Here is a 13,765-nt window from a genome sequence, read left to right on the forward strand (position 1 = left end):
TGAGGTTAGAGCCTTACCTGGCAAATGTGTGCAACTTTGCCAGTTGGTCTTGCTGGATCAAGGCGGATAAAGGTATCTGGGCTCCATGTAAAGCTCTGGTTATCCAGTAAATCTTTGACCTCGAATGAATGTGCCGCAATTCCGAGCGCCTTCATATCCCAATGAACTGTGGTCTCTTGAGCATAAGTTGGATCAAGGTTTACGACCACCAAAATCAAATCATCGCCTGTGCGCTTTGAATAAGCGATGATCGAATCAGAATCGGTGTGATGAAAGCGCAGATTGCGAAGTTGCAGCAACGCCGGGTGCGCGCGACGGATCTGGTTTAACTTAGTAATAAAGGGTGCAAGGGTTATGCCTTTTTTAGCCGCTCCATCCCAGTCACGTACCTTAATCTCGTACTTCTCTGAATCTAAATACTCTTCGCCACCTTCTTTAAAGCGGCGGTGCTCATAGAGTTCATAGCCGGCATACATTCCCCAAGAAGGAGTTAGTGTTGCTGCAAGCACTGCACGAAGTGCAAACATTGCAGGGTTTCCAGATTGCAAATGGAAAGGCAAGATATCTGGAGTATTCACCCAGAAGTTTGGTCTAAAGAATGCACTGGTCTCTTGCGAAACTTCGCGGCCGTACTCCATAAGTTCGGCCTTGCTCGTGCGCCATGTGAAATAGGTATAAGACTGATGGAAACCAGCTTTGCCAAGTGCGTGCATCATCGCTGGTTTGGTAAATGCTTCCGCGAGAAATACAACGTCTGGGCTTTCCTTTTGAATTACTGACATAACTTCTTGCCAGAAGTGAACCGGTTTGGTGTGGGGATTATCAACGCGGAAGATGGTTACACCCTTAGAAACCCATACACGGATAATGCGAAGTACTTCAGCGAGAATTCCGGCATAGTCATTGTCAAAGTTAATTGGATAAATATCTTGATACTTCTTAGGCGGATTTTCTGCGTATGCAATCGTGCCGTCAGGGCGAGTTGTAAACCATTGCGGATTTGATTTAACCCAAGGATGATCAGGTGATGCTTGTAGCGCTAGATCTAAAGCAATTTCCACGTTGTTCTTCTTGGCTATCGATACAAAGGTTTCAAAATCGGCCATAGTGCCAAGCGCTGGATTAATCGCATCGTGGCCACCTTCCACATTGCCGATCGCCCAAGGAACACCTGGGTCAGTATCGCTTGGAGTTAAAGTGTTATTGCGCCCCTTGCGATGTGCGGTGCCGATTGGATGAATTGGTGGCAGATAGAGAACATCAAAGCCCATCGCAGCAACGGCTGGAATTCGCTTTGCCGCAGTTGCAAAATTGCCGCTTGTAATACGGCCGTGCGCATCAACAATCGCGCCTTCGCTGCGAGGAAAGAATTCATACCAAGCACCGACAAGTGCGCGATCACGATCTGCACGCACAGGAATTAGTTCAGAACGACTTACTAAGCGACGCAGTGGGTTAGCAGCAAAGTAAGCGCGAATTTCAGTGGTTGTTGCCTGCGAGAAACGATTGGCTGGTGCAAGTGAAGTATCAGTTAGCGCCTTGATTGCAGGGGAGAGCAACTTCTTTACAGATGGATCTTCGTTTAACTTCTCTTCGAATATTAACTTGCCGATGGTGCAGCAGAGTTCGGCATCGATATTGGCTGCGATCTTTATTTCAGAGTCATGTTCCCATGTTGCAAAGGGGTCATCAAAGGCTTCGATGGCGTAACTGAATTCTCCGCGTGCCGGAATTGTGATCGTTCCGTCGAAGCGATCGCCACCGCGCCAGATTTCGCGCATCGGAGTGCGGGAAATTTCTTTACCTTTGTCATCAAATAACAGAGCATGCGCACCAAGTGCATCATGGCCTTCGCGAAAGATCGTTGCAGTAACTGCAATTACTTCACCCGCAACCGCCTTTACAGGAACTAACTCGCCTCCGAAATTAACCGCAGGAGAGATATCTGTAATGGGGATGCGAGTTATCAAGAGTTACCTCAGCCAGAGCCTTCGGTATTTCCCGGATCTGCAGCGTTAATGTCATTAATCTGATACTTATTGATCGCTTCTTGCACAACACCAGCCTTTACATCTCCGCTCTTAGCAAGAGCTGCAAGTGTTGCGATAACGATTGATTCGGCATCGACCTTGAAGTGGCGACGCAGTGCACCGCGAGTATCGGATAGACCAAAGCCATCAGTTCCAAGTGAAACAAAGTCTTGGTTAACCCATGGTGCGATCTGATCTTGTACTGCGCGCATGTAATCGCTAACTGCGATGACTGGACCTTCAGCGTTGGCAAGTTTCTTGGCAACGTATGCGGTGCGTTGATCAGATGGATTTAAGAAGTTGTGGCGATCTACAGCCAGACCGTCGCGGCGTAGTTCATTCCATGATGTAACTGACCAAACGGATGCTGAAACTCCCCAATCAGATTCAAGAAGCTTTGCTGCCTTTAGCGCCCAGTTCATACCAACGCCAGATGCCAAGATCTGCGCAACTTTCTTACGCTGCTTTGGACCTTGCTGGAATAGATAAATTCCCTTGAGCAAACCTTCGACATCCAAGTTCTCAGGTTCTGCTGGCTGAACATATGGCTCGTTGTAAACAGTTAGGTAGTAGTAAATGTTCTCGCTGTTCTCGCCATACATACGACGTAGACCATCTTTAACGATGTGGCCGAGTTCGTATGCAAATGCTGGGTCGTATGCAACAACTGCTGGGTTAGTTGAAACAAGAAGTGGTGAGTGACCATCTTCGTGTTGCAGACCTTCACCGTTAAGAGTTGTGCGACCTGCTGTTGCACCGACTACGAATCCGCGTACCAACTGATCGGCAGCAGCCCAGAAAGCATCTCCAGTGCGCTGGAATCCAAACATTGAGTAGAAGATGTAGATCGGAATCATTGGTTCATCGTGCGTTGAGTATGAAGATCCAACTGCAGTAAATGAAGCAACTGAACCGGCTTCGTTAATGCCTTCGTGAAGGATTACGCCCGCAGTTGATTCTTTGTAGGAAAGCATTAGCTCGCGGTCGACTGCGGTGTATTGCTGACCGTGTGGTGAGTAAATCTTTAGCGTTGGGAACAATGAATCCATACCGAAGGTACGAGCCTCATCAGGAATGATCGGCACTAAACGCGCACCAAGTCCTGGATCCTTAACGAGATCCTTCAACATACGAACAAATGCCATGGTGGTTGCAACTTCTTGCTGACCAGATCCGCGCTTTACAGATTCGTATGCTTCATCGGCAGGTTGTGCCAATGGGCGTGAAACGCTGCGACGACGTGGAATTGATCCACCAAGTGCGGCGCGACGTTCTTCCAGGTACTTAGCTTCTGCAGAATCCGCAGCTGGCTTGTAATAAGGAGGTGTGTACTTATCCAACTTCTCATCTGCAATTGGAATACCCAAACGATCGCGGAATTCGACGATATCTTCAAGTGACATCTTCTTCATCTGGTGCGTTGAGTTGCGCGCTTCGAAGTGCGAACCAAGTGTCCAACCCTTAACGGTCTTCGCCAAGATAACTGTTGGTCGACCATTTGGTTGTGATGCAGCAGCGTAGGCAGCATAAAGTTTGCGGTAATCATGTCCGCCGCGCTTTAGGTTCCAGATTTGATCATCTGACCAGTTTGCAACCATTGCTGCAGTGCGTGGATCGCGGCCAAAGAATTTTTCGCGAACATAAGCGCCGCTCTCGCCCTTAAATGTTTGGTAATCACCATCGAGAGTGGTGTTCATAATATTTACAAGTGCGCCTTCGCGATCTTGGGCAAGCAGTGGATCCCACTCGCGGCCCCAGACAACCTTGATTACATTCCAGCCGGCTCCACCGAAGATTGATTCAAGCTCTTGAATAATCTTGCCGTTACCGCGCACAGGTCCATCAAGGCGCTGCAAGTTACAGTTAACAACGAATGTTAAGTTATCGAGATTTTCGCGTGATGCGAGTCCAATCGCGCCCAAGGTATCTACTTCATCGACTTCACCATCGCCAAGGAATGCCCAGACATTTTGCTGGCTCGTATCTTTAATCCCGCGGTTATGTAGGTAACGGTTAAAGCGCGCTTGATAAATTGCATTGATCGGACCGATACCCATAGACACAGTTGGGAACTGCCAGAACTCAGGCATCAAACGTGGGTGCGGATAAGAAGAAAGTCCGCCGCCCTTATGTGAAAGTTCCTGACGGAAACCATCTAGTTGGTGTTCGCTTAAGCGGCCTTCCATAAATGCGCGTGCATACATTCCGGGAGATGCATGTCCCTGGAAGAAGATCTGATCTCCGCCGCCTGGGTGATCTTGTCCGCGGAAGAAGTGGTTGAAACCAACTTCGTAAAGTGCGGCAGATGATGCGTAAGTAGAAATGTGTCCGCCGACTCCGATGCCGGGGCGCTGTGCGCGGTGCACCAACATCGCAGCGTTCCAGCGGATGTAAGCGCGGATGCGACGTTCGATCGCTTCATCGCCAGGAAATGCTGGTTCGTTTTCTGGAGTAATAGTGTTGATGTAATCGGTATTGCGAAGTGCGGCAACGCCGATATTTTTTTCATGTGCGCGCTGTAGCAACTTCAAGATTAGGTAACGAGCGCGTACGGGACCTGCGCCATTGAGTGCGGCATCGAAGGAGGCTTGCCATTCGGCGGTCTCACTTGGATCGATATCTACTAGCTGGTCGATGATCTGGTCTGGGACGCCGAAGTTCTCGCTCATGGGCTTATTCTCGCGCTTACGCGGTAGTAGAGCAAAATCCGACCACTTTCTGTCTCAGAAAGGCGCCGATAAATGGACCACCCGAAACCCTTGTCAAAGCGCTCGCAATTCGGTGGACTTATCCCGTGGCAAAGGGGATGGGATTTGCTCAAGGAGAGATCGTCCTTGAAGTTGGCTATGACTCTGATTGCGATGACGCACTTCGCAAAGAGATCGCTGCCACAGTTGGTACCAAATTTCTAGAAGGATCTGCAACCGAAGTCGTCGATGCAGTAATTCTCTGGTGGCGCGATGGTGATGGCGATCTCGTCGATGAATTAATGGATGCCCTCACCTATTTAAGTGAGACCGGACCGATCTGGGTGTTAACTCCAAAAGTTGGTCGCGATGGACATGTTGAACCAAGTGATATTCAGGATGCGGCACCAATTGCGGGGATGAGCCAAACATCAACCCTTGTCGTAGCAAATGATTGGACGGCAACACGTCTAGTGGCGCGTAAGGCTGGCAAGCGATAAGTTTGGCGGCATGAGCCAAACACTTACTGGAATTTCTGTTGGATCGGTTGCACCTGACTTTGAATTAAAAGATCAGCATGGCGCCAAGGTTTCACTTTCATCGTTTAAGGGAAACAAGAACGTAGTCGTTCTCTTTATTCCCTTTGCATTCACCGGAACATGTACTGGCGAACTCTGCGCAATTCGTGATGACTTAGCCGCATTCCAAAACGACAACGTTCAGGTAATTGCTGTCTCATGCGATTCGCCTTACACACAAAAAGTTTTTGCAGAACAAGAGGGTTACAAGTTCCCAGTGCTTGCGGATTTCTGGCCACATGGCGCAGCAGCAAAAGCTTTCGGGGTATTTAACGAAGATATTGGTTGCGCAATGCGCGGCACATTTATCATCGATAAAGTAGGCGTAGTTCGCTGGTCAGTCGTAAATGGCCTCGGCGATGCGCGTAATAACGGGGATTACAAGGCCGCAATCGCTGCCCTGTAGTTGAGGTAGTATTTGCCTCGCAACAATCGGGTGCTTAGCTCAGTGGTAGAGCGTCTCGTTTACACCGAGAATGTCGGGGGTTCGAAACCCTCAGCGCCCACAGTTCTTTACTTCTTATTCTCTTTGTAAACTTTCGACGCAGTTTTTGAAAGCGCTATTGAAGCTTCTTCCCAACTGATTCCGTAAACTTTTTTAAACGAATCTTCGAATGTCTGACCATCAGCTCTCCCAACTTGAACATCGAAAGTCTTATCCACCCCACCAACTGCAATTAGGGCGTCCATGACGATGTATCCAAGACTGAAGAGCATTGAATATGTGTTAGAGGGGCATGGTGCCTGCATATTCTCTTTCAGAAATGCCTGAATGGTCTCTGGTTCATAGTCTTTAAGAACCCACCTATTGTCAGTTATCCAGCCTTTTCGAATTCTTACGTAGTCCTCAGCGCTTTTTGCAAGCGTTGGAATTGAGATTGCTTGCGGCTGACCTTCTGCAAACCAACAGGGCATTTGCATTGATGGTGGAACTTTTGTTTTTCCTTTAAAAATCATGCCTTGAACAGCATGTGTATATTCATGTAAATCATTCTGACCATTAAATTTCTGAATGTTGAATCGGTTCACGGGATTGGAAACACCAACAAGTACAAGCCCAATATCGGTCGTGATGTTGGTGACCGCCCCATCGCAATCAATCCCGGAACATTTCTCGGACGCCTGATCTGCGTAGTTAATTCCTAAATTGAAGGGGCTTGTATATTTGTTTGCTTCATTTCTAGCCCATGAAACATCTTCTTTGTTGAACTGAATGAATTTGATTTCAGAAGGTTGTTTTTGGCTACCCATAACCCGAGAGCCCAATGTCACAGCATTGATAGTCCATTGATCCGGATATCTCTGAGGTGTATTAGGTCCGAAGAGAAACGAAATTTTTAGTTCGGAAGATTTATGTAGCTCCAAATTGGTTTGAATCTTGTCCCACACTGCGTAAGGGATGCCCTGATAACGCTCCTCTATATTCGCAAATGAAGTCGGCAACTCAATAACTTTTGAATTTATCGGTTCTTGTGACGAAGACGTTGATCCTGATGTCCCTTGTGAGGGTGATGAACTGGCTGCTGGTGCGGGCTGCTTTGAAGGTTTTGAAATCAAGACTCCCTTATTCCAAACTAACAGCTTCCCAGTCTTTACGCAGGTGTACTTCTTGCCAGAGAAAGTGGAAGTCGCTCCCGCTTTAGTACAAGCACTACCCGCCTTAACCGCTCCAGAGGCAGGGTTTGTTAGGGAAGCACCAAAGAATGCGATGGCAATTATCAAGGCATAGGACCTCTTCATGGCAAAAAGAATACTGACGCCTATGAGATTTGTCTGCAGTAGCCTCAAAAATCTGAGGTGATTCAAGTAGATGAAAAGAAGCTCCTGCAGGTTGCGAGAGAGTAATCAAAGATAGATTACGAAACCCTCAGTGCCCACCTTTACTGATTTAAATACGCAACCTTAATTGCAGCTAAATCAATCTTCTTCATCTCCAGCATCGCTTTAGTAGCGTGCTGAGAACCTTATTGATCAGATCCTTCAATGGCGACCTCTCGAAGCAATTACTTGGCTTGAGTCAATCTCGCTTTGATTAGCTTCTTCATGAGAGTTTTTGTAAGTGGCTTATCAACTGGAACATGAATAGCGCTGATTGTTTTTGAGAATCCCGCTAACTCTTCAGGGAATAACTTCAAAATTGATCCACTAAAAGGGTAGTAACCAACGTGCTTCTTATTGGCTAGCAATCCGGCCACGATCGTTTCATCCACTTTAAATGCCGGCATTCCGTAGCTAACTACTTCTTGCGCATCTGGAACTATCTCCAAAATTCGCTTGCGCATCTCGAGCATGGTTTCTTTATGTGGCGACGAGGCCGATTGATAATGTGCGCGAACTGCGACAGGTAACTGTTTTGCCACGGAGAAATAGTACAACTGGCCCTAATCAAGTAAGGTTCTCCATAGAATTCAATATCCGGTGCGCGACGAAGAAGTGCAGTTATAAGGAGCGAGTTGTGAAGGCTAGCGTTAGCGATCAGCGCTCCATTCTCGACATTCAGAACTTCGATTTCACTACAACTTCCCTAAACGCCAAAGCCTCTGGCCTTCCAGAGATACCGGCGATTAATTCACTCACAATCAAGCAGAACAATGCTCGCGATCTACGTATCGCCGCTGAAACAGAGTTAAACGATGTAAAGCGCGAGTTAAACCGGGCCGAAACAGATGTTGAACAAGTTGTCTCACGAATCAATCGCGATGAAGCCCGCCTTGCCTCTGGCACAGGGGCTGCCAAAGAGTTAGAACAACTCCAACATGAACTTGTTTCCCTCGCTGCACGCCGTGCTGAACTCGAAGAAGTAGAGCTCGAGATCATGATGCGCGTTGATGGAATTAAAGAGCGCATCGCAGAACTTGGTGCCGAAGAAAGCGCTCATGCAGCAGAGATTGCCAACCTAGAAATTTCCAAGGAAAACGCGCTAACAATTATCTTTGCAGATCTCAAAGCAGCGGCTGATGATCGCGCGAAGACTGCAGCCAGCGTTAACCCCGAACTAATGGCGCTGTACGAGAAAATTCGCACCAGCAATAATGGAACAGGAGCAGCAGCCTTGGTTGGAAACCAATGCAAAGGTTGTCACTTAACTTTAAACACCATCGAACTACAGCGCATTGCAGGTTTGCCGGAAGATGAACTAGTACGCTGCGAAGAATGTCGGTGCATTTTGGTGCGTGGTCTATAAATGGTGCGCAATTTTAAGTTAACTGCCGATGGTGGTTCACGTGGAAATCCAGGCCCTGCTGGTTACGGCGCAGTGGTTACTGAAAACGGCAAAATCGTTGCCGAACTCTTCGATGTCATCGGAATAGCAACTAATAACGTTGCTGAATACAGCGGACTTCTTGCTGGCTTGAGCCATATAAATAAATTGGATTCCGCAGCGACGGTTGAAGTTGCCATGGATTCAAAGTTAGTTGTTGAGCAGATGTCTGGTCGTTGGCAGATTAAGCATGCGGATATGCGCGATCTGGCAAAGCAGTGCCGAGCAGCTCACGATCCTTCGCTCGTTAAATACTCATGGATTCCACGCGATGAAAATTCTCATGCCGATCGCTTAGCCAATAAGGCTCTAGATGGCGGCTCCGCACATAAGCCTGAACCACAAGTGCAACAGAACTATTTATCTGAGCGACTTCGCAGTAGCGAAGTTCCAACCATGCTGTACATGGTTCGCCACGGTGAAACAATCTTAACCCCGCTGCGAAAGTTTTCGGGAACTGGGCCAATCAATCCAGAGTTAACGGAGAAAGGTTTATCTCAGGCTGCTGCTGTTGCCAAAGAGATTGCCAAGTTAAAGCCAGAAGTTTTAATTGCTTCTCCTCTAATGCGCACCACCCAAACAGCGCAAGCAATTGCTGCTGCCACAGGACTTGAAATCAACTTTGATGAAATTTGGTTCGAACTTTCATTCGGAGATTGGGATGGCCTCTCCTTCGAAGAGGTAAAAGAGAAGTTCCCTGATGAATATCAAGCCTGGCTAAATTCATCTTCCTACGCACCTGCCGGTGGCGAGTCTTACGATCAGGCAGGTATTCGCGTTGAAGAAGCGTTAGAAAAAGTAGCAGCTGAATATCCAGGTCAGCGCGTCGTCGTAGTAACTCACAATGGAGTCATTAAATTAGCGGCACAGATCGCAACCGGGGCACCCACCGAAGCGGTCTTTCATATAGATGCAGCACCTTGTTCAATAACATCAATATCAATTTGGCCATCAGATGGACTGCGCGCCCTGCGTAGCCTTAACGAGACAGGACACTTCCGCCCATGATTAGTTCAACCGAGTGGCTATTAACTATTGGTGGTCTTGCCGCAGTAATTATCTTTGATTTAGCCCTGGCTATTGCTCATCGCAACAAAGAGACCAGTACAAAAGAGGCTCTCGGATGGACGCTCTTTTATGTGGCGGCGGCTATAACTTTTGGTTTGCTAATGCCACGTTGGACATCAGATCAACTGCGGACTGAATTCTTTGCAGGCTGGCTAACCGAGTATGCACTCTCTGTCGATAACATCTTCGTATTTATCATTTTGATTTCAACGCTCAAGGTAAAGAAAGAATCCCAGCAACTTGTTCTTCTCTTCGGAATCCTTATCGCCATAGTTCTACGCGTGATTTTGATCTTTGCTGGAGTCGCACTTGTAACTCGCTTTACTTCAGCGTTTTACTTCTTCGGTGCGTTTTTGATTTACACCGCCTGGAAGCTAATAAATGAAAAAGAAGAGGTAGAAAAAGATGAAGGTAAGTTAATTGCCTTCCTTCGCAACCGTGGGCTAAGCACATTCGCCATTGCGCTAATTGCTCTGGGCGTTACCGATCTCGTATTTGCCCTTGATTCAATCCCGGCAATCCTTGGGCTAACAACCAGCACCTATGTTGTGATTACTGCAAATATCTTTGCGCTAATGGGTCTTCGTCAGCTCTACTTCTTGCTTCAAGGTGCAATGGATCGATTAGTTCACCTTGGCCGCGGGCTCTCATTTATCTTGGCATTTATCGGTGTGAAGATGATCTTGCACGCGTTACACGAAAATGGCGTGCACGTTGTTGATATTTCACTTGAGGTTAGCTTGACGGTAATCGTCTCCACCTTGGCGATTACAGCCCTTACAAGTCTCTATGCAACTAGAGGTAAAGAAATCTCAAAGGAGTAGTTCGCCACCTAAAGCGATATCTTCATTTTCTGCGATCTTCTTGGCGATCTTCTGCGCCAAAGCTAAATCTTCAAGGCCATCGGCAATTGGATCTGCGCTCTGCTTTCCAGTCTTAACTAGTTGATAGAACGCCTCTAATTCAACTTCAAAGGCTGGCTTATAAGATTCAAATTTATTTGATTGATGATCAATACCTTTGCGATAAGTTGAAATAAGTTGAGTAGGTACGCGCAAAATGTAAGGGCTTGGAAAGACGATGTGATGACCCTCTTCACCGCTCACCCAACGAATCTCCTCCTGGTACATCGGGTATTGATCGAGATAGAACCAACGCACCGTTACGCGAACTCCATCTGCGGTGCGACCAAAAATTATGATCGAATCACTCGCTGAACCTGCTGGCCAGCGGTCTACGTGATCGACTTCAGTTATATGAATATCAAGTGCGCGAAGGACAGAGAATTCGTGAATTACGCTGCCAAGAACCATTTCCGAATACAGATTTCCAAATGAAGCTGCACCCGCTTTACCGAGAGCGTCCTCCTGAACTGCTGTGCGAGATTTTGTAAACAATTCGATTAAGTCAGCAGATGGTTTAGGCATATTCAGCGATTCATCTGAAGTAACCAGTTGGCTATCTCCACTTGGGTGTAAGACTAAGACGTCGACTGTGCGCGGACGCGTCTTAATCGCTTTCTGCGCCTCAACAACTGCTGGATCAAAGGTCTTCATATAACCGATCATTAGATTAGATCCAGATTCCGACTTTGCTTTTTCAATTCTATTTAGCTCTGCACGAGAATAGGCAAGAGGTTTTTCGCAAAATACTGTCTTGCCGGCTCGAAGTGCCATCTCCACAATCTCGGCATGTGATCCTGAATTCAAAATTAGAACAGCATCAACTTCCTTCGAATCAATCATTTTCTTAGGATCTGAAAAACAAACATCTCTTGAAATACCAAAGCGATCGGCTAAGGCATGTGCAGCGTTAACATTTAGGTCGGCCAAAGCCACAATCTCAAATAGATCTGTGCGGCGAGTTAGTATCGGTAGATGAACTGAAGATGCAACTGATCCAGTTCCAACAATTCCAACTTTGATCGCGCTCATTGCATTCCTATTCTTAGATGTGGCTGATATCGTAGCGAAATAATGCAAATAAATGACCACACCCCAACTCCGGATGATATTTCTTGGGTGAGCGATGAAGTTGCGGCGATACATGAACGCAATCGTCAACGCGGTCACGCCGATTGGTGCGGTCATGACTTTGATTTCACCTGTCCTTCATCCGTTACTTATCCATTTCAGTGGTTCTGGGATTCTTGCTTCCACGCAATCGCGTTGAGTCATGTAGACCTTCAAAAAGCTGAGGCAGAGCTGAAGAGTCTGCTCAAGAATCAGCACTCTGATGGCTTTGTCTCTCACGTAACTTTTTGGCAGCGTGATGCTTATGAAGAGATGGTTTCGACTTATGCGATTGCATTCCGCAGTCGATACTTATCAGATGAGATGCAACCACCACTTTTGGCTGAAGCGGTAAGCGCTGTGGCAAAGCGTGGTCGTGGGGTTGAATTCATCAACGAAGTGTTGCCTGCTGTAAAGCGGTTCTACGAATGGCTTCACACTGTGCGCAATCCATATGGTGATGGCTTGGTTCGTGTAGTTCAACCAGATGAGACCGGTATAGATCACTCTCCAGTCTGGGATGAAATAATGAATATCCAAGATGAGGAGCACGAATCTTGGGATCGCGGCTGGCATTCAATCTGCGATCCATATGACAAGTTTGATCGTGATCCAAAGAAGATGATTGAACTAAATCACTTTGTCGTTGCCGATGTAATGACAAATACTATTTACATTGAAAATCTCCATGTACTTGCCGATCTCTGCCAGCAAGTTGGAGATCAAGCCGGTCACGACGAATACCAGGCCAGAGCAGTGAAAGCTCGCAAATCACTTGATGAACTCTGCTGGAACGAAGAAGACGGTCTTTATTACGGTGTAAACGGTAAGGAAAATAAGCAACTGCGCGTCAATACCTTTATGTGTTTGATGCCATTGCTTTTACCTGATCTTGAAAAGAGAAAAGCAGATTTACTCATCGCGCGGATTTTAAATCCAGATGAGTACTGGGCCAAGTATCCGATACCAAGCACTGCGATGAACCATCCCACTTACCGCCCAGATACTGTTGGTGGAAATTTAGTATGGCGGGGACCTTCATGGATCAATAGCAATTGGTATATCGCTCGCGGATTAAAGCGCCATGGTCGGAATGACTTAGCACGCCACATAACCAACCAGAGCATCGCGATGGTTCGAAAGAGTGGATTCCGTGAGTATTACAACCCGCAAACTGCACATGGTCGTGGGGCACCTGACTTTAGCTGGTCAACTATTCTTATAGATCTAATCCACGAGGTGAAATAGAAAATGAGTAATCTCTTAAAAAGCGCCAAGGTTGGAATCGTTGCCCTCAACTGGAAATTTGAGATGGCAAAGTCTGAAGATTTCTTGAGTCGCATTGCAGCCTACGGTTTCAAAGGTATTCAGATCTCAGTTGAGCAAGCAAATTCAGATAAGTTCTTATCTCAAATGAAACAGAACGATTTAGCGACTGCCGAACAGTATCTAGATATCGCCTGCGATGAGAACGGCCCACTTCCAACTGCCGATGCTCATTCGCAAGAGATAGTTGATGCAGCTATTCGTGCCAAAGTTGAAATGTTGGTATTTGCCGTTGATGGAACTTTAGAACGAGATATTTATGCAGGTCGCGCTCATCTAGGTCCGCACCTAAATGAAACCGGATATCAGTGCCTAGCTGATCACATTGCTAAATACGCGCAGTTAGCGAAAGCGGCCGGAATTCGTTCTTCATTCCATCCACACGCAGCCACTTATATTGAAACTCCTGAAGAGACCAGAAAGCTAATGGCCCTTCTTGATTCCGATTTGGTTGGCATGTGTCTTGATGTTGGACATTGGCTTGTCGGTGGGGGAGATCCCGTTGCTGGTGTAGTCGAATACGGAAAACGTGTTACACATGTTCACATTAAAGATGTTGATCCAGAGATTCTGAAAAAACTTATTACTGGTGAATACGAAGGTATGAACGTTGCAGTTGAAGATCACTATCTTTTCGTGCCAGCTGGCGAAGGTGCACTTGATCTAATTGGGCTATTTGCAGAACTTGAAAAGATTGGCTTCTCGGATTGGATGATGAGCGAACAAGATAAAGCGCGTGAGCCGGCTGAAGAAAAATCAGGGGTTTCTATGCGCAATATCGAGGCAGCTCTGAAGGGTTAGC

The 13,765-nt window shown here is 46.9% G+C and carries 12 protein-coding genes and 1 tRNA gene; 8 read left to right on the forward strand and 5 right to left on the reverse strand.

Going from position 1 to position 13,765, the window contains the following annotated elements; genetic code table 11:
* Positions 1 to 5: 5 nt before the first annotated feature.
* Both A1s21148_RS01560 and aceE read right to left on the reverse strand, forming a co-directional pair.
* Positions 6 to 1,970, reverse strand: coding sequence for an alpha-1,4-glucan--maltose-1-phosphate maltosyltransferase (locus tag A1s21148_RS01560; protein WP_095670745.1), 1,965 nt, complete (start codon positions 1,968 to 1,970; stop codon positions 6 to 8).
* A gap of 8 nt (positions 1,971 to 1,978) precedes the next feature.
* The gene (gene aceE, locus A1s21148_RS01565; protein ID WP_095670746.1) at positions 1,979 to 4,699 is read right to left on the reverse strand and encodes a pyruvate dehydrogenase (acetyl-transferring), homodimeric type; all 2,721 of its coding nucleotides are present in this window, start codon (positions 4,697 to 4,699) and stop codon (positions 1,979 to 1,981) included.
* Positions 4,700 to 4,836: 137 nt separating this feature from the next.
* Here aceE and A1s21148_RS01570 point away from each other — a divergent pair, with 137 nt between their 5' ends.
* The 3 genes from A1s21148_RS01570 to A1s21148_RS01580 all read left to right on the forward strand — a co-directional run bounded on the left by A1s21148_RS01570 (position 4,837) and on the right by A1s21148_RS01580 (position 5,801).
* Positions 4,837 to 5,217, forward strand: a complete 381-nt coding sequence (locus A1s21148_RS01570; protein ID WP_095670747.1) for a DUF3052 domain-containing protein — start codon at positions 4,837 to 4,839, stop codon at positions 5,215 to 5,217.
* A gap of 10 nt (positions 5,218 to 5,227) precedes the next feature.
* Positions 5,228 to 5,701 carry a peroxiredoxin gene (locus tag A1s21148_RS01575; RefSeq protein WP_095670748.1) on the forward strand — a complete coding sequence of 158 codons (474 nt, stop codon included), beginning with the start codon at positions 5,228 to 5,230 and terminating at the stop codon, positions 5,699 to 5,701.
* A gap of 28 nt (positions 5,702 to 5,729) precedes the next feature.
* A tRNA-Val gene (locus A1s21148_RS01580) sits at positions 5,730 to 5,801 on the forward strand.
* A gap of 7 nt (positions 5,802 to 5,808) precedes the next feature.
* Here A1s21148_RS01580 and A1s21148_RS01585 read toward each other — a convergent pair.
* Together A1s21148_RS01585 and A1s21148_RS01590 are read right to left on the reverse strand one after the other, a co-directional pair.
* Entirely contained in the window at positions 5,809 to 7,035 is a 1,227-nt protein-coding gene (locus A1s21148_RS01585; protein ID WP_095670749.1) for a hypothetical protein, read from the reverse strand.
* 263 nt (positions 7,036 to 7,298) lie between these two features.
* Positions 7,299 to 7,655 carry an iron chaperone gene (locus A1s21148_RS01590; RefSeq protein WP_095670750.1) on the reverse strand — a complete coding sequence of 119 codons (357 nt, stop codon included), beginning with the start codon at positions 7,653 to 7,655 and terminating at the stop codon, positions 7,299 to 7,301.
* Positions 7,656 to 7,750: 95 nt separating this feature from the next.
* On the opposite strand from A1s21148_RS01590, the gene A1s21148_RS01595 reads away from it, so the two are divergent.
* From A1s21148_RS01595 to A1s21148_RS01605, 3 genes are read left to right on the forward strand one after another with little or no spacing between them, the layout of a single operon-like run.
* Positions 7,751 to 8,479, forward strand: a complete 729-nt coding sequence (locus A1s21148_RS01595; RefSeq protein WP_095670751.1) for a zinc ribbon domain-containing protein — start codon at positions 7,751 to 7,753, stop codon at positions 8,477 to 8,479.
* Entirely contained in the window at positions 8,480 to 9,565 is a 1,086-nt protein-coding gene (locus A1s21148_RS01600; RefSeq protein WP_095670752.1) for a bifunctional RNase H/acid phosphatase, read from the forward strand.
* Positions 9,562 to 10,449, forward strand: a complete 888-nt coding sequence (locus A1s21148_RS01605; RefSeq protein WP_190276899.1) for a TerC family protein — start codon at positions 9,562 to 9,564, stop codon at positions 10,447 to 10,449. Before A1s21148_RS01600 ends, A1s21148_RS01605 begins: the two co-directional genes overlap by 4 nt.
* Here A1s21148_RS01605 and A1s21148_RS01610 read toward each other — a convergent pair.
* Positions 10,438 to 11,559, reverse strand: coding sequence for a Gfo/Idh/MocA family protein (locus A1s21148_RS01610; RefSeq protein ID WP_190276900.1), 1,122 nt, complete (start codon positions 11,557 to 11,559; stop codon positions 10,438 to 10,440). The two genes, A1s21148_RS01605 and A1s21148_RS01610, sit on opposite strands and share 12 nt — an antisense overlap.
* Before the next feature lie 42 nt (positions 11,560 to 11,601).
* Between A1s21148_RS01610 and A1s21148_RS01615 the strand changes: the two genes are divergently transcribed.
* Both A1s21148_RS01615 and A1s21148_RS01620 read left to right on the forward strand, forming a co-directional pair.
* The gene (locus A1s21148_RS01615; protein ID WP_095671788.1) at positions 11,602 to 12,885 is read left to right on the forward strand and encodes an amylo-alpha-1,6-glucosidase; all 1,284 of its coding nucleotides are present in this window, start codon (positions 11,602 to 11,604) and stop codon (positions 12,883 to 12,885) included.
* A 3-nt stretch (positions 12,886 to 12,888) separates the two neighbouring features.
* Positions 12,889 to 13,764, forward strand: coding sequence for a sugar phosphate isomerase/epimerase family protein (locus A1s21148_RS01620; protein ID WP_095670754.1), 876 nt, complete (start codon positions 12,889 to 12,891; stop codon positions 13,762 to 13,764).
* The last annotated feature ends 1 nt before the right edge of the window (position 13,765 follow it).

Source organism: Candidatus Planktophila lacus (assembly GCF_002287925.1).
GTDB classification, from domain to species: domain Bacteria; phylum Actinomycetota; class Actinomycetes; order Nanopelagicales; family Nanopelagicaceae; genus Planktophila; species Planktophila lacus.